Raw genomic sequence first — 18,498 nt, forward strand, 5'->3', positions numbered from 1 at the left:
ATACAAATTTAGGGTTGAGACTGATGCAATGCTATTGCAAACTTTCAAGACAGTTTTCGCAGATTCCTTTTGCAAAGAGTCTTATTTCATCAATCCTGAAATTGGTCTGTATATTTTCAGGGAAGGAAATATCTTCTTTACAGGTGGTCTGCTTACATATTTTACAATAGAAGTGCAGGTGCCAGTCTTTATGTGTTTTTTCATCACAATCATCCTCGCATAGCTTATACTTTGTAGTTGTATTTTCCTGTATGCTGTGAACAATTCCTTTTTCTTCAAAGGTTTTTAAGGTTCTGTAGATCGTAATGCGGTCTGCATTGTCAAAATGATTTTCTATTTCAGAAAGAGACAGGGCTGCTTCCTGGGAGCTTAAAAAATCATATACCAGAATTCTCATACTGGTAGGTTTGGTATTTTTATCAATGAGCTTGTTTTCTATGTCTTTTTTCATGTTTTCACAATTTGAATATTACAGATGGGATTCATTCTCTTCGTAGCCTTCATCTTCTATCTGAAAAGTTGTGTGACTGATCTTAAATGTATTCACTGTTTCCTCCGTCAAAATTTTCAACAGCTGATTTTGTGAAGTTCCGACTTCTTTCACAACATGGGCACTCATGGCATTTACCCCTGAAGTAAGGGACCATACGTGAAGATCATGAATATTTTTTACTCCCGGAATCTTCTCCAATGATTTGCGCAGCACATAGATATCCACATCTTTCGGGGTTCCTTCCAGTAATACATTGACGGCTTCTTTTAAAAGTCTCCATGTTCTTGGAAAGATTAATAGTCCGATTGCTGCTGAGATCAAAGAATCGGCATAATACCAGCCGGTTGTCAACATGATAATTCCTGCAATCATAACGCCAACTGATGTTAACATGTCTGAAAGAACCTCAAAGTAAGCTCCTTTCATATTCAGGCTGCCTTCTGAATCTTTCCTCAGAATCATCATTCCTGCAATGTTTACGATCAATCCGATCCCCGCTACAATCAGCATCGATTTGCTCTGTACTTCCGGTGGATTCTGAAAACGCTGATAGGCTTCAAATAAAACATATAAAGAAATTCCTAATAATACGACTGCATTGATGACTGCAGCTAATATTTCAGTACGGTAATAACCATATGTTCTGGAAGGTTCAGCTTTTCTCTCTCCTATTTTAATGGCAATGAATGCCAGCAATAATCCTACAACATCAGTGAGCATATGGGCTGCATCTGCCAGCAGTGCAAGACTGTTGGTCACTATTCCCCCTATGACCTCAGCAATGAGATAGGTACCGCTCAGGCAGAGTACAATCAGGAGGTTCTTTTTATGTCTGCCTGCAGCAGAGGGAGTCTGTATTTGTGTTGGGGTGGTTTCCATATTATTTCTATGGTTTAATTACATTTCATAGTAAGATGTATTTTCTTTTTTTAAAGGAACGTTCTGCTCCCCAATCATCTGCCGGATATTGATTTCAATGGTTTGTGCCAAAGAGGTCACCGGAGTGTCTACGGGTCTGTTTTCAAACGGATCCTGCATAATGATCGATGTTTTCTCTATTGCAATAAATACAATCGGGATCAGGAATGTGACGAGCATTTCAACGGCCAGCTGTGAATCATCAAGCCCAAAAGGAAGGATCACTGCAAACACATAGATCAGGATATGTACCAATACACTGTAAGATCTTGGAAAGACTGTATTCTTCAGCCTTTCACATTTTCCCATACTGTCACAGAGTCTGGTGATGATGTCATTCAGCTGCATTTGCTGGAAATCAGTCAGTCCTTTGGAAACCGCAATATCTCTCAGCTGTTTGGAATGGGCATCGAGAAGTGCATTGGGAATGTTTATAGCCTTGATCTGATGCTGTTCCATGTACTGCTGTACCTTTTGAGAAAATGGCAGTTTTCTGAGCGATTCACCAAGGGCATAGGTCCAGATGATCTGTCTTTCTGCAAAATTTTTTACCGTTTTTTCATCTCCTGCAGGCATAAACTGTATAATAAGCCTTACAAAGGTTCTGGAATCATTGACAATAGCTCCCCACACCGTTCTTGCTTCCCACCATCTTTCATAGGACTGGGAAGTACGGAAAGCCAACAACAGCGATACTGCCGTTCCTAAAAGTGCCGGAATATTCAGGGGAAGGGATATTTTCCGAAACCATGGCAGCATATCCAAAAGGCCAATGACCACAGCAAATATTCCAATGAACAGAATTTGGGATTTTATTTCACGGATGAAATACCAGACTGATATTTTTTTGTTTAATAGCATAAAAGGTCATGTATTAAATATTATAAAAACATTATTTTTTAAAACCATCTTAGTCTCTTATCAGATAAAAGGTTCAGATGTTTCGTAAGATCATCTTTACTTTCTTCCGGCCGGTTTTTATAATAAGTCCGTAAACAGTTCTAATTTACGCATAAAAATCGACATTGAGCGGATTCATTAATGTTCATGCTCCCCGGAATTCACCAGTTTGGCGTTCACAAAAAAGGCTCCTTTCACCACAATTTCAGCATTATCCGGAATGTTACCTACGGGTGTGATCGCTGTATATCCCATATCTGAAGTTCCTTTTACCACTTCAATTTTCTCGAAGTTTAAGGTTTTCGGATGAGGTTTTCCTTTTTCGTCATGTTCTTCCTCTACTTTTTTATCTGTCTGAATAAAAACATAATATTTACCGTCTGCTTCCACAATGGCCTCGGTAGGTACAGCGGGTGTGGTGCTTTTATCAAGGCTTACAATACCTGTGATATTCATTCCGTCGATCAGTCCGGACTTGTTTCCTATCACTTCACAGTGCATAGAGATGGTCTTGCTTTCATTTTCAAAAGAAGAACCTATGCTGTAAATTTTGGCGTCGTATTCTGTTTCGGGGTTATTCGTCAGTTTAAAATGAACAATCTGCCCTACTTTCATTTTGGGAAGGTCTTTTTCAAATACCTGAAGATCCAGGTGAATGGAACCGTTATCTATGACCGTAGCGACGGGTGAAGAAATATCCACATAACTTCCTATCTGCGCTGTAATACTACTGATGGTCCCACTGATCGGCGAAGTGATCACCAATCCTGATTTCATATTTCCGTTACTGACTTTTCCGGGGCTTATTCCCATCATCTGAAGCTGCTTCAGGAGAGATGCTCTTTTGGTTCTTAATGTTTTCAGTTCCGCATCTGCGCTCTGAAGATTTTTCTTGGCCCCGGCATCGTTATCAAAAAGTTCTCTCTGCCTTCTGTATTCCTGTTCGGCATAGGTAATCCGGCTATTGGTTGTCAGATAATCTTCCTGAAGCTGAATGTATTCCGGATTGGCAATTGTTGCGATGACCTGTCCTTTTTTTACAATGCTTCCTACCTGGATATTGATGGTTTTTATGATTCCTCCGTACAGGGAAGTAATAGTGGCTTTATTACTGTTGGGAACGCTCAGCAATCCGTTGGCTTTGATTGTTGAGGTCAATTCTTTCATCTCTACCTTCCCCAAAGCAACTCCTACAGACTTCATCTGTTCTTCCGTCAATGAAGCAATGGTTTCAGGACCTTCTTCATGAGCTTGTTCTTTCTGCTCTATTTTTTCAGGGTCCTTTTCTGCCGCAGCTTCTTTTTTTCCACAGCTTATGACCAGCAGAGCCATGAGCATCAGGGGTATGATATTATATTTGAGTTTCATATTCGAATATTTATTTTTTATAAGACCATCTTTTCTCTTTTTTCCTGTGTTTTCTGTTGACATTGATCTCATATTATTTATTAATGATTGAATTGATAGTCACCACAGATTGGTTGACCTGTTGGATTGATTCCAGATATTTTAACTGAATGCTGGTGGCAGTCTGTAATGCAAAAAGATATTCTACATAGGAAATTTCCCCTGTTTTATAGCCTAACTGAGCTGCCTTTACAATTTTTTCTGCATTCGGCAGTGCCTGAGTGGTATAATACTCATATTGCTGTATATCCTGCCGGTATTGGCTGAACGCATTTTCCAGCTGTGCAGTAAGCTGCTTCTGCTGCATTCTTGCATTGGTTTCTGCTACCTGCTTTTCATATTCCAGCGCCTGGATCCTTGCCTTTGTTGCCCCAAATGTAAGCGGAATAGCCACGCCGACTGTTGCCGACTGAAAACGTTTTCCGGAGTTATAATAATTTTCCTGCCCGTTGATGGTATGAAAACCGATCAGTGACTGGTTGGTATAGCTTAAACTGAAGTCCGGCAATCCCATTGATTTTTCCACTTTCTTATTCTTCTCTGCAATTTCCATTTCCTGATAGAAGGCCTTTACGGAAGGATTATTGGCAACGACACTGCTGTCCAGGACATTTTCTGCTTTCAAAGGTTCATATTCTTTATTGAATGGTACTTCAAGATCTTCAGAAGTGTTTAAAAGTGTTTTTAAATTTTTATAGGCATTGTTCAGGTAGACCTCATTCTGTCTCAGAAGAAGATCTATTTCTCCTTTCTGGGTTTCTGCTGTACTGATCTCAATCTTTTTGATATCTCCTGCTTTAAATCTTACGGTGGCAATTCTGATAAACTCCGCATAGAAGCCATCCAGGCTCGTCAGCTGTGCTTTGTTATACTGCAGGTATTCAATCTGATAATAGTAGGTACGGACCTGTTTTACAAGCTCATTGGCTGTGACCTCTCTGTCAATCTGCCTGCTTTTGATATTTTCATTGATGAGTTCCTTTCTTGCCTTGAATAATGTTGGAAAAGGAATGCTTTGGGATATGGCAAACGACTGATCAAATTTCGGGCTGTTGTACTGCCCAAGCTGAGCTTCAACACTTAGTTTGGGAAGTTCTTTGGAGGTTGGCCTTAATGCTTCGGCAGATTTAATGCTTAGATCTTTCGATTGTAAGGTTAAATTATTATTCATTGCCATTTCCACCGCCTGCTCAACAGATATGGGTCTGGACTGGGCTTTAAAAGTCTGCCCCAGCATCATCAATCCTGCAATAAGAACAATGGTAAATGTTCTTGGTTTGTTATTTTTTCTTTTCAAAATCTTTGTGTTAAAAATAATATACAGCATCGGCAGGACGAACAGGGTAAGGAATGTAGCTGTTATAAGACCTCCGATCACTACTGTTGCCAAAGGCTTCTGTACTTCTGCCCCCGCCCCGGTGGAAATCGCCATTGGTAAAAATCCTAATGATGCTACAGTTGCGGTCATCAGAACCGGTCTCAGTCTGGTTTTCGTTCCTTCCAATACTCTTTTCATAATATCCGTTTCACCTTCTTTTTCCAATTGGTTGAAAGTCCCTATCAGAACGATTCCGTTGAGTACAGCTACCCCGAAAAGGGCAATAAATCCGATTCCGGCACTGATACTGAATGGCATATCTCTGACGAGAAGTGCAAATACACCTCCGATAGCACTCATAGGAATTGCCGTAAAGATAAGGGCCGCCTGTTTGAAGGAGTGGAAGGTAAAATACAGTAACATAAAGATCAAAAGCAATGATACGGGAACAGCAATCATCAGACGTTTGCTGGCTTCCTGAAGGTTTTCAAACTGTCCGCCGTAAGTAAAATAGTATCCGGATGGCAACTTCACTTTCTCCAGTTTTGCCTGAATGTCTTTCACCACACTTTCCACATCACGGTCTTTCACATTGAATCCTATTACAATTCTACGTTTTCCCTGCTCACGGCTGATCTGCGCAGGTCCTAATTTATAGCTTACATTCGCCACCTGAGACAGAGGGATCTGTGCTCCCGTAGCAGAGGTGATCATTAAGTTATTAACATCTGAAATATCTGTCCTGTGAAGACTGTCAAGACGTACAACAAGGTCAAAACGTCTTTCATTTTCAAAGACCTGGCCGGCAGCTTTTCCTGCAAAAGCAGTACTTACCGCATTATTGACGTCTTCAATATTTAACCCATAATTCGCAATTCTCGTCCTGTCATATTGTACATTGATCTGCGGAAGACCGCTTACTCTCTCGATCTGTGGGGCCGTAGCGCCATCAACGGTCTGGATCACCTTTCCTACTTTATCGGCATACACTACCAGAGAATCCAGGTTTTCCCCGAATATTTTTACTGCAACATCCTGCCTGATCCCCGTCATCAGCTCGTTGAAGCGCATCTGAATAGGCTGGTTCTTTTCAAAGAATACCCCTGGAATATTTTCCAGTTTTTCACTGATCTCATCGGCCAGCTGATCATAGGACTTTTTGGTTTTCCATTCACTCTGAGGTTTTAGTACAATGATCATATCAGTAGCTTCCGGAGGCATCGGGTCTGTAGGCACCTCAGCGGATCCGGTTTTCCCCACCACCATTTTTACCTCATCAAACTGCTTGATAATTCTTGAAGCCTGCATGGAGGTTTCTATACTCTGACTCAGCGAACTTCCCTGTGGCAGAATACAATGGAACGCAAAATCTCCTTCCTGCAGCTGCGGAATAAATTCTCCCCCCATATTTTTAAAGATAAAGGCCGAAATAAGGAAAACCACAGCTGTTGCGGAAACGATGACATATTTTATTTTGATAGCTTTCTGTAATAATGGCTGATAAACCTTCTGAAGGCGGTTCATCATTTTATCTGAAAAGGTTTCTTTATGTGATATTTTTTTAGACAAAAACAAAGCACTCATCATGGGAATATAGGTCAGTGATAAGATCAAGGCTCCTAAGATGGCGAATCCTACTGTTTTAGCCATAGGGGTAAACATTTTACCTTCTACTCCGGCCAATGTAAGAATCGGAATATATACGATAAGGATGATAATTTCACCAAAAGCAGCACTGCTTCTGATCTTGGATGCTGAAAGGAAAACTTCTTCATCCATCTCAGACTGGGTCAATGCCCGTGTTGATTTCCTTATGCCGAGATGATGCAGGGTTGCCTCTACTATAATAACGGCTCCATCCACGATCAATCCGAAATCTATAGCCCCCAGACTCATCAGATTAGCGCTGACTCCAAAAACATTCATCATTCCCAAGGCAAAAAGTAAGGAAAGCGGAATTGCTGAGGCTACAATAAGCCCTGCTCTTAAGTTTCCAAGGAAAATAACCAGCACGAAAATAACGATCAGAGCTCCTTCAATGAGGTTTTTCTCAACGGTACTGATGGCTCTGTCTACCAGGTCCGTCCTGTCTAAGAATGGCTCTATCACCACATCATCCGGAAGTGATTTCTGAATGGTTGGAATTTTTGCCTTGATATTATTTACAACTTCATTACTGTTTGCTCCTTTTAACATCATGACTACACCTCCCACAGCATCTACTTTTCCGTCATAGGTCAATGCACCATAACGGACTGCGCTTCCCAAACGGACATCTGCCACATCCTTGATGAAAATCGGAACGCTACCAGTTTCATTTTTAACGGCAATATTCCTGATATCTTCCAATGAAGTTACCAGCCCGATTCCACGGATGAAATAAGCATTCGGTTTTTTATCAATATAGGCACCTCCCGTATTTTGGTTATTTTTTTCAAGGGCTGTGAATATTTCGGTAATACTTGTGCCCATTGCCTTCAACCGGTTGGGATCAATAGCAACTTCGTACTGTTTCAACTCACCACCGAAGCTGTTGATTTCAGCTACTCCCGGTGTTCCGTTGAGCTGCCGGCGTACGATCCAATCCTGCATGGTACGGAGCTCTTTAGCATTATATTTCTTTTCACTGCCTTTTTTAGGGTGAAGAATATACTGATAAACCTCTCCAAGACCTGTACTTACCGGAGCAAGCTCAGGGGTTCCGACTCCTTTGGGAATTTCTTCCACAGCATTTTTCAGCTGCTCACTGATAAGCTGTCTTGCAAAGTAAACATTGACATCTTCTTTGAAAACGACTGTAATGACAGAGAGCCCGAATCTTGAAATACTTCTGGTCTCCTGAATATCCGGAACATTGGCAATACTCTGCTCAATGGGAAAAGTTACTAATTGCTCTACTTCCTGCCCTGCCAGCGTAGGGCATACGGTAATGATCTGCACCTGATTATTGGTAATATCCGGTACAGCATCTATCGGTAATCTGGTAGCACTCCATGTCCCCCAGATAATCAGCACCAAAGTCATCAAACCAATGATCACTTTGTTTCTGATACTGAATCTTATGATTTTATCTAACACGATTTGTATTTAATTTTTATTGAAAACAGATGCACACAGCATACAATGCTGCAGCAAAAATATCGTGAAAACCTCTGCAATGGTATTGCAAAGTTCTCAACACGTTCAGAAAGCATAACTTTCTAAAGATCAGTAGAAATTAAATTTTAGGAGGCTGCCAGATAGGATCATAAACCTGGTAAGCAAAATCGTTTTTGTGAAATAAGATTTTCTTTGAAAAATAAGCAGGAATCTGCTCAGGAATTTCCAGTAAAGGATCCATCCTGAATGCTGAAACGGTAATCTGACAACAGCTGCATGCACAAAGCGGTGAACAGACATCTCCTTTTTCAGTTGAATGGGAGTCCTGGATACTTAATGATATTTTTTTATTTCCTGAATCCAGCGGATGAGACACGTCTTCACATGGCATTAATGATAACGCCATGAAATAAATTGCCAGTATCCATCTTAACAGGTTCATTGTGACAAAGGTAAAGATTTTTTATAAAATGAGTAAATCTCTAAAGTTTTAAATATATGACAAAAATCAAAACAATTAATGATTTCATCTATTTTTCAAAAACTATTTTTTTCACTGGATCGTTATTTATTATTCAAAAGAAATGCCATTCTCATCAGGTATTTTCTACCATAAAACAAAAACCCGCAAATACGTTCAAATCACCGATAAACAAAGGATTTCCAATTAAAAAAGCAACACCTTTTGTATCTTTGTAAAAAATTAATAATCACTTCTAAACAGATCTTCAATCTGCTATTACTCAAAAGAAGTCCTAAACCAATTCTCAAAAAAATTGAAAAAAATATTTTTTCAGCAACCTGATATTACCCTTAACTAATTTATATACAATATATGAAACGTACTTTACTGATTGCCACAATGGCGGTCTCAGGTCTTATTTATGCACAAAATGCTGCAGGAATAACCATCCATGACACCAGAAATATCAATGGGCTACCCGCTGCCTATAGCCATGAGGTTAAGGCAGAGTTTAAACTTAGAGATGTAGTCGGAGTTCCGGGGACAGGGAATTACTCAGGAATGTTAACGATTGCACCCTGGTTTGATAATTCCGGAAATAAACGCCATCAGCTTAATTTTAATGATGGAGGAATATTTTACAGAAATGGTTTATCAACCGATCCTCAATGGGGAAACTGGAGCAAGCTTTTGCTCCAATCTAATGAAGGGAAAGTCCGAATTGGTTCTTCTAACGACCCGGATTCTAACTCAGCTTCTTTATTAAGAGTATATGATACTCATGATGTGATGATGGAAGTTACCAATTCCTATGGAACATTTCAGATTGCGAAATCAGGTTGCAACGGTTGCTATGGAGGTACGCCCGGTGACACTGTTTTAAGAAACCTGGGAAGTTCTCACAACATTATCATCGCTCAGCCTAATGATAATAATGATGGTAAAACGTTTGTCGGATTTCAGGATGCTACCCGTGGAATCTGGATCAAGTTCCTGAATAACGGAATCGCAAAATTCGATGGAAAAATTCATGCCAAGGAAATTGAAGTAAAAGCGAATGTTTGGGCTGATTATGTATTTAAAAAAGATTATCAACTGAAATCTTTGGAAGAAGTAGCAAAACACATTGAGAATAAAGGGCATCTTCCCAATATTCCTTCAGCTGAAGAAGTATTGAAAAACGGAATTAATGTTGCTGAAATGGATGCCAAACTTTTGGAAAAAATTGAAGAACTGACGCTTTATTCTATTGAGCAAAACAAGCAATTAAAAGTGCAGTCTGAAGAGATCAAAGAATTAAAAGCGCAAGTACAGCAACTTCTTTCCACAAAAAAGTAAATACGTATGAAAGTAAAATTATTATCGATCGTCTTATTTACTTCATTTTTGACTTCCGCACAATTGTATACGCCATCCGGTACGGTACAGGCCTCATCTAATAATCATATTGGTATCGGGACGAATACCCCTGCGGGAATCCTTGATATCAATGCCAACGGCAATATTCCTATCATCAGAGGTAACGGAGGTTACATTCCAACCGGGCTAAGGTTTATTGATGACTCCTACACACAATCCGGTCAGGTAAAGGAATGGAGCATCTGGAAAGGAAATACCTGGGCAAAAGGATTGGCCTTTATGAGATATGATGCCATCAGCCCATGCAGTACAGGTATTTGTGATGTTCCTTTATTTTTAGCAGATAATGGTAATGTAGGGATCAATACCAATTCTCCTCAGGAAAAACTTTCTATTCACGGAAAACACGTAGGGACTTCTATTTTATTACATGCTGACAATGGCAGCAATGCTCCTGCAGATTTAATGCTTTGGGCTTCTGAACCAGGATTAACTTATTCCGGTGTTGGTATTGGAAACAATATAAGGAATTATGTAGGTGGAGGAGCAAGCATGGAAAGAATCAATGCTTCAAAAGGAGGTTCATATATCCGGTTACTGGATAATGAGATCAATTTTAATCTGGTATCCAACACCGGAACCAAACATCAATCTCTGACTTTACATTCTAATGGGAATGCATCGTTACAAGGTAAATTTGAGGTCAAAGAAATTAAAGTAACCTCAACGCCTACAGCTGATTTTGTTTTTGATGAGAACTATGACCTTCCGAAGTTAGAGGAAGTAGAGCAACACATCAGGGAGAAAAAACATCTTCCGGAAATTGCATCTGCACATGTAATGGAAAAAGAAGGAGTAAATATAGGTGAGTTTCAGATTAAACTTTTACAAAAAGTGGAAGAGCTCACTCTTTATTCGATCGAACAAAATAAGCAGCTGAAATCTCAGTCTGAAAAGATCCAGCAACTTCAGAAAGAAAATAAAGCTTTGAAGCTGCAATCTGAAGAGATTAACGAATTAAAAAAAATAGTACAACAACTTTTAACGGAAAAAAAATAAATCATCATGAAAAGAAAATTACTTTCTGTATTTTCTCTGTTGATCGGGTTTTTCGGGTTTTCACAAACCGAAGTTTATTTCAAATATGATGAAGCAGGAAACCAGCGATACAGAGGAACCAATGCGGCAGCCAAGAAAGCCGATGAACTTGTCCCTAAAGAGATGAAATTACAGGAACAGGCTAAAACACAGCAAGCTCCTACCATGGATGAAAAAGCTTTCTGGAAACAAATCAGGCTTTATCCGGTTCCGGTAAATGACTACCTTACCATTGACTGGACTGAAGAGGTAGACGGGCTCATTGAATCTGTTTCACTTTATCAGCATAGTACGGTTCATTGGAAGTTCCAGCAACAGAACATTCCGGGTCTGAACCGTCAGGTCAAAATTAATATGACAGGATATGACTGGGGTGTTTACATTCTACGCTTTACGCTGAAAGACGGAAGAGTCTTTGGTCGAAACGTAACTAAAAGATAAAGTATAGAACAAAAATTGAAGTATTGAAAGATTTAGAATGAGTCTTTCCCTTTATTCAATATCATTTCTATCTAACGATTATCATTTATTAATTATCATTTATTAAAACAATTAATACAACAATGAAATTATTTTCATCATTGATATTATCCCTGTGTTCAGTATGGGCTTTCTCACAGACTATACTCTACCAGACAGAATCTACTTCCAGGACCGTTCAGGATCCTCAGGCGGTAATTCTGGCTCAGGGATTTCATGCTAAATCGGATGTTTCCAATCCGTTTTTAGCCAAAGTTGGACCTGCTACAGAAGGTAACCCTGGCGGAGGACCTGCAGATTCCAATGCGGGGGCCAATAATCCCAGCGGAACAACGACTCCTAGCTACCATAATACTCAAGGAAACATAGAAGTAAACGGGGCTGGGCAATTACAGTTCACTCTCCCGATAGCAACACTTCCCGGTGTTAAAAATGTGGCTCCACAAATAAGTTTAGCTTATACGAGTGGCTCCGGAAATGGAATAGCAGGATACGGCTGGAATGTTGCCGGTATTTCCTCCATTTCAAGAATCGGAAAGAACATTGAAAAAGACGGTGACAGTAAGGGTATTCAGATTGATTACTCGGATTATTACAGTTTCAACGGGCAAAGATTAATATTAAAATCCGGAGAATATGGAGCTGACGGTGCCGAATATACTACAGAAAAATATTCAAACATTAAAATTAAATCTGTTGGCACATACAGTAACGGTGGACTCAACGCCGGACCTGCTCATTTTGAAGTTACTTTCGAAGACGGCTCACAAGCCTGGTATGGTGCTTATAAACCTGGCTTCAGGGGTAATCAGACAGTAACGACCCCTCTAGAATACAATATTGTAAAGTGGAAAGATGCACAAGGGAACTTTATTACTTACAATTATGCTCCTAATGGCACTCCCGGCGGATTCAGAACCCAGGAACGTGTTATGAAAATTTCCTCAATAGGCTGGGGAGGAAATGAAACATTGAATAAGCCTCATATGAATTCGATTGATTTTCTTTATATTGACCGGGATGCACAGGAGCAGTCATATGTACAGGGAGTTGAATTCAACCAGGATAAAATTCTGTCAGAAATTGCTGTAAGGAATAATTTCAAGCCTATTAAGACTTACAAGATCACCTATCAAAAAGACACTAATGGGTCCGATTATCAATTCCTCAATACAATCACTGAATATAATTCAGCTGGAGAAAGCGCCAATTCTATTACTTTTGATTATGAAAAATCCAACTTAGGTGGCTGGAAGTCTACCAACTATGATTATACAGAGGATCATAAGGTTTTAGGTGATTTTGATGGAGACGGAAAAGTTGATATGCTGAAATATTCCAATTCGGTTAATTATTGTAAAGCATATAATACGGAAGCACCTCTGGATCCCAGAGCAGATGAAAATCAAATTTCATATACGGATTACAGTGATTCAAAATGTATAGAGTGGGTGAATGAACCGGGGGGTTTTTACCTTTTCAAAAATATTTTTGACGATAATAAACCTGAAAAAATATCTGTAGCTGCTGATATTTCTAAAGAATCTCTTGATAATGCTTCTGCAATTGTAGTTAAAGACAATAACAATATTGTCAATTCAAAGCAAAGTTTGGTTCTTTTCAAGAAAAATAATATTGCAGGTACTCAAAAATCTGATTTAGAATTTAAAGTATATATTTTCTCAGACAGTAATACTCTGGATTATCAGTTTAGCAAAACCATTCCCTATGGTCAATATGCTACGGATCAGAATACAATAGCTGAAAATCAGATAAAAGAAGTAGACCTTAACGGAGATGGGTTATCGGAATTAATTGTCACCGTAAAAGATGCCAATGGGCTGTATAAGTATTTACGTGTCAATTTAGATAAAGATATTCAAAATAGTGCTTCTTTTGCTTCCTTTGAACTTCTGCCTAAGAATTCACCGGCAATGAGTAATTACATGACTGGGGATTTCGACGGGGATAGCAAAACTGATTTCCTTACATTGAGGAATAATGTGGCTACTTTTGTTAAACTAAAGGATGATGGTCAAAGTATTACAGTTATTGAATCACCTGCAGTAAGCAATACCACCAATGGTACAATGTCTATTTCAGGGATTTGGGGAAGTGCTGTACCAGGAGATTATAACGGTGACGGGAAAACAGACTTTTTAATTCCTACAGCTTTCGATTCATCGGATTGGAGAATGTACACCTCCACCGGGAAAGGTTTTGCCGAAAAATATTACTCCAACTTCTGTTACTTCCAGGAATCACAGAATGATCCGGACAACCACATCCCATGGTATTCCCACAGAAGAACCTATGTAGCCCAGGATCTTAACAGGGATGGAAAATCTGATTTTATCGAATTTTATTCATTAGTACAGATCAGCCAGGCCGGAGGGGCACAATCCAGATTCCTTGTTAATCTGTATGAAAATAAAGGATATAAAGCTGCTTCTGCAGGCATTGAATTCCAAAAGAAAAAGCTGGTTAATTATAAGAGCATCGTTAACAATTCCAACAGACCACTTATTGAGAACCGCAGAGGGTATCCTTATCTGTATAATACAAACAGAACATGGTATATTCCGAGCATGGAACAGTTCACCTGGTCTAATGTAGCAGAGCACTACACACCGATATTCGGAAACTTCAGAGTGAATATGTCTGATGAGAACATTCTTGTTTTCCAAAAAAGTAAATTATTTAAGTTTAACTATTATGATGTTTCAAAAGAGTCCAGAATTGTAGGTATCACTCAGGGAAATATAAAAACAGAGGTTGAGTATAAAGAGCTTAATCCTGATGTTGATTCAAATGTATATCAACCTGTAAAAAAAGAACAGTATCCTTATTTAGAACTTAATAAAGTATATCAGACTACTGCCGTATCTCAGCTGAGATCATGGGGAAGAAAGCAGGATTTCCGTTATAGAGGTTTTGTTTCTCATTTACTGGGGAAAGGTATTATAGGCTTCCGTCAGTCTGCCCGTTCATCATGGTATGCGGATGGTTTCGAAAACACAAAAATCTGGAGCGGTGTTGAGATTGATCCTCTGAATGATGCTGCCGTTGTAAAAGAATGGACAACAAGAACCAATGATGAGAGCAAGATATTCCCTGCAGATCTTTCTGAGAACAACACTCAATTATTAAGTTTTAAGTCTACTATTTATCAGACAGATAAATTACTAAACGGACAGGTACTCACTTCTCTGAACAATGTAGATAAATCCAAAATTGTTACCGCTGTTGTTCCGAAATCAACAAGATCAAAAGATTTTCTGACCAATACAGTTGCCACAAGTAGTATAACTTATGGAGAATACTATCTTCCATCACAAAGTATCTCTAAGATAAATGATAATTTTGCTGTCACAACTTCTAACTTTGAATACATCCATAATCCTTCAGCTTCAGGTCCGGATTATTATATCGGCCGTCCAAAGGTAAAAACCAGTACAATACAGGTTTATGGTGATACTAAATCTTCTAAAGAGGAATACGTATATGAAAGCAATCTCTTAAAGACCTTAAAAAAATGGAACAGAGATAATACTGCCTATCTACAGGAAACTTATAATTACGATGGATTTGGGAACACTATTCAGAAGACAGTGATCAATAGTTCAGATTCACAAACCCAAACGAATAAAGCCCAATATGATGACACGGGAAGATTTATTGTAAAGCAGACTGATAATCTCGGTCTGGAAACCAATACCATCTATGACAGTCTGGGACAGGTGCTTACCCAAACTGATCCTACAGGTAATACGGTAACCAATACTTATGATGAGTGGGGAAAGGTTTTAACTTCCAAATCTAATCTTCAGGGGATGACAACTTACCAGTATGAAACTCTGTTCCGTGTGACAACACCTGGTTTTATCAAGCGTGTTATAGGAACAAAGGTAACAAAATACGCTCCTGATGGAGATATTACCATTGCCTACACCAATTTATTAGGACAAAATTATAAAACAACAACCAAAGCATTTAAGGAAGGGCAATTTATTTCAAAAGACACCGAATTTGATATTCTGGGAAGGAAAACAGCTGAAAGCCAGCCTTATTTTGAAAGCGATTCTAATCTAAGACAATGGAATAAGGTTATATATAACGATTCTGTTTTTCCTCCGAAAGTGACCACACTATCATTCAGCGGCGCAGAAACAATAAGCACTACTTCCGGCTTAATCACTACGATTGAAGAGACCAAAGGGAATAAAAGAATCACTACGAAAACGCTGGATCCACTTGGAAATGTAATTTCTACAACAGACAAAGGAGGAACTATTAAGTTTTCTTATAATGCTGCCGGAGACCAAATCAAGGCTCAGTATGCGGAAAACATTGTCACAACTCAGTATGATTCATGGGGAAGAAAAATAGAATTTAATGATCCTTCGAACGGAAAATATAAATACGAGTACGATGGCTTTGCCCAAATAAAGAAAATAATCAGTCCTAAAGGAACAAAAGAATATATCTACAATAATCTGGGCCAACTTATTTCCCAAAAGGAAATTTCTGCAACAGACGGTGGACAGGCTACGAACAAAATACTTTCCTTTACCTATGACAACAAAGGCAGAATAACGACAAAAACAGGAACTTCAAAAGGGAAAGAATATAGTTCTACCATAGCATATGATGCTCAGGGAAGAGTGATTTCTGTTTCAGAGAGCAGCAACGGTAAGTACTTTATTAAGAAAGGGATCATCTATGATGATAAGGCAAGAGAGATCTCTTATGAAAGACAGCTGTACTCATCCGGAATCCTGACCAAAATAATGATTGAGAATGTATACAGCAGTTGGAACGGAGAACTCTATCAGGTAAAAGATAAGAACTCAGGAAAAGTTCTATCAGAGCTGAAAGACATCAATGAGAAAGGGCAAATTGTTAAAGCCAAACTGGGCGCAGCAGACATCCTTAACATGTATAATAACGATACTGGTTTTCTGACCAGCATCAACCACTCATCAGCGGTTAAACAAAATATCTTACAGATTACCTACTCATTCGACGCTATCAAAAATGAGTTGAGAAGCAGGGCTACGGGAGGTGATTTTAACATCAATGAATCGTTTGAGTATGATGATAACAACAGATTGGTTAAATGGAGTAATCCTGTAACAGGTCAATATAGTTTCAACGTTTACGACGCTAAAGGAAGAATTTTTGAAAATGATCAGGTTGGAAAAATTAAGTTTGAAAACTCAGCAAAGGTTTACCAGCCAACAGGAATGACCCTTAATGCGGTCGGCACCCAGAACTACAATAATGATCTGATCCAAAGCATTGCTTATAACGAAAACAATGACCCGATATTCATTGATGGAGAAAAAGGAGATGTTGCTTTCCAATACGGATTAACAGCCATGAGGCAGAGAGTTACTTATGGAGGTAATTTTGCCCCTGATCAGGAAGGAAAATTCACAAAATTCTACAGCGAAGATGGTAGCTTTGAGGTGATTAAAGACAATCTGACAGGAAAGGAAAAACACATCCTTTATATTGGCGGGACACCATATGAAAGTAATATTGTATATTTAAAAAATTATAATGAAACGAACGGGTCTTATAAATTTTTACATAAAGATTATTTAGGAAGTATTCTTGCGATCAGTGATGAAGCAGGAAATAAACTGGAACAGAGGCATTTTGATGCCTGGGGGAATTTCACCCATCTTCAGATTGGAAACGGCCCTATTCTTACAGATAAGAACAGTATTGATAATGCTTCATTATTAGTAGACAGAGGCTACACCAGCCATGAGCATTTTGCGGAGGTAGGAATTATCCACATGAACGGAAGATTGTATGATCCGTTACTCAGAAGATTTTTAAATGCAGATGAAAACATTCAGGATCCATACAACACTCAAAACTATAATAAGTATGGATATGTACTGAATAACCCATTAATGTTTAGTGATCCTAATGGAGAGGTATTCCAATTTGCTTTTCTCGCTGCGATGGGAGCTTTTTGGGCTACAGTGATGACTGGAGCGATAATCTCCTCAGCTATTGCCACGTTTTTATATCTGGCAAAAGCTTATCTGACAAGAAACTTCAGTGTAGGAGGCTTTTTCAAAGCCGTCACCATTGGGTCAATTACCGGAGCTGTATCAGCAGGCCTCGGACAGGTATTCAGTGCAGGAACTTTTCTCGCTACAGTTGGAAACGGAGCATTATCCGGAGCAGGAAGTGCAATGGTACAGTCATTGGCAAACGGAACTAAATTCCTTGAGGGAATTGCAAAAGGAGCAGTAGTAGGTGCTGCTATGAGCGCAATATCGTATGGGGTATATCGCATATTTTTCACAAAAAAAGTGACCGTTTATATGGAAGATAGCGAAGCCAATACACTTAGTCCAGGAACTCCTGTTGGCGATCGTTCTTACGCCAGAGAGCTTTATGAAAAACAGCTTGGAGTAGAAGAGGGATTAAGTAAAAATAACATCTACAATGATGCCAGCAGACTTGGTGGTAAGATGAATGCCAATGGAGCTCTTGAATATACAAAAGTAGTGGATGGAAAAACGGTAACCGTTAAAGCTTTAGGAGCTACAGACGTAAGAGTAGACAAGGCTGGTTTTAGAGTTGGAAAAGTGAAGATGTATTTATCCGACAAAGCCTTCTCAAGCAGAGAGCAGCTGGCCTTTGTGATGCGACATGAATTAGATCACGTAAAAATCGCCAATGCAGGTTTATGGAATGAAGCATCCGTTGCTCTTTCTCCTGATTGGGGCAGCTTACGTGACGATGTAGGACACTGGCACATACAAAAAGCAGGTACCAACTTCCTGATTAAAAATGGATGGTACGAAAAAATTAAAATAGACAGCTATATACCAGCCGGAGATTTTAATTCCAGTACTTTCCAGAAGTTTAATCAACAAATTGAAAACCTTTTAAACAGTGGTACGAAAAAAATTAATATCAATTTTATAAAATAGT

General features: G+C 39.1%; 10 protein-coding genes. 4 read left to right on the forward strand and 6 right to left on the reverse strand.

The genetic code is table 11. From position 1 onward, the window contains the following. Positions 1-31: 31 nt before the first annotated feature. The 6 genes from ACTJJF_RS11735 to ACTJJF_RS11760 form a co-directional block, all read right to left on the reverse strand. Positions 32-451, reverse strand: coding sequence for a Fur family transcriptional regulator (locus tag ACTJJF_RS11735; RefSeq protein WP_050020659.1), 420 nt, complete (start codon positions 449-451; stop codon positions 32-34). 18 nt (positions 452-469) lie between these two features. Then, positions 470-1,372 carry a cation diffusion facilitator family transporter gene (locus ACTJJF_RS11740; protein ID WP_440699771.1) on the reverse strand — a complete coding sequence of 301 codons (903 nt, stop codon included), beginning with the start codon at positions 1,370-1,372 and terminating at the stop codon, positions 470-472. 18 nt (positions 1,373-1,390) lie between these two features. Then, entirely contained in the window at positions 1,391-2,272 is an 882-nt protein-coding gene (locus tag ACTJJF_RS11745) for a bestrophin family protein (protein ID WP_440699772.1), read from the reverse strand. Positions 2,273-2,449: 177 nt separating this feature from the next. After that, entirely contained in the window at positions 2,450-3,679 is a 1,230-nt protein-coding gene (locus ACTJJF_RS11750; protein ID WP_440699773.1) for an efflux RND transporter periplasmic adaptor subunit, read from the reverse strand. 73 nt (positions 3,680-3,752) lie between these two features. Beyond that, complete coding sequence (locus ACTJJF_RS11755) at positions 3,753-8,114, reverse strand: CusA/CzcA family heavy metal efflux RND transporter (protein ID WP_440699774.1); 4,362 nt, start codon at positions 8,112-8,114, stop codon at positions 3,753-3,755. 139 nt (positions 8,115-8,253) lie between these two features. After that, positions 8,254-8,577: a DUF6660 family protein gene (locus ACTJJF_RS11760; protein WP_312300232.1), complete on the reverse strand. Its 324-nt coding sequence runs from the start codon at positions 8,575-8,577 to the stop codon at positions 8,254-8,256. A 393-nt stretch (positions 8,578-8,970) separates the two neighbouring features. On the opposite strand from ACTJJF_RS11760, the gene ACTJJF_RS11765 reads away from it, so the two are divergent. The 4 genes from ACTJJF_RS11765 (at position 8,971) to ACTJJF_RS11780 (ending at position 18,497) form a co-directional block, all read left to right on the forward strand. Continuing rightward, positions 8,971-9,936: a cell wall anchor protein gene (locus ACTJJF_RS11765; RefSeq protein ID WP_440699775.1), complete on the forward strand. Its 966-nt coding sequence runs from the start codon at positions 8,971-8,973 to the stop codon at positions 9,934-9,936. Positions 9,937-9,942: 6 nt separating this feature from the next. Continuing rightward, the gene (locus ACTJJF_RS11770; RefSeq protein ID WP_440699776.1) at positions 9,943-11,016 is read left to right on the forward strand and encodes a hypothetical protein; all 1,074 of its coding nucleotides are present in this window, start codon (positions 9,943-9,945) and stop codon (positions 11,014-11,016) included. 6 nt (positions 11,017-11,022) lie between these two features. After that, positions 11,023-11,496 carry a hypothetical protein gene (locus ACTJJF_RS11775; protein ID WP_312300236.1) on the forward strand — a complete coding sequence of 158 codons (474 nt, stop codon included), beginning with the start codon at positions 11,023-11,025 and terminating at the stop codon, positions 11,494-11,496. Positions 11,497-11,618: 122 nt separating this feature from the next. Beyond that, complete coding sequence (locus ACTJJF_RS11780) at positions 11,619-18,497, forward strand: RHS repeat-associated core domain-containing protein (RefSeq protein ID WP_440699777.1); 6,879 nt, start codon at positions 11,619-11,621, stop codon at positions 18,495-18,497. Position 18,498: the final 1 nt, after the last annotated feature.

Origin of the sequence: Chryseobacterium sp. 22458, assembly GCF_052044975.1 — a bacterium.
GTDB lineage: Bacteria > Bacteroidota > Bacteroidia > Flavobacteriales > Weeksellaceae > Chryseobacterium.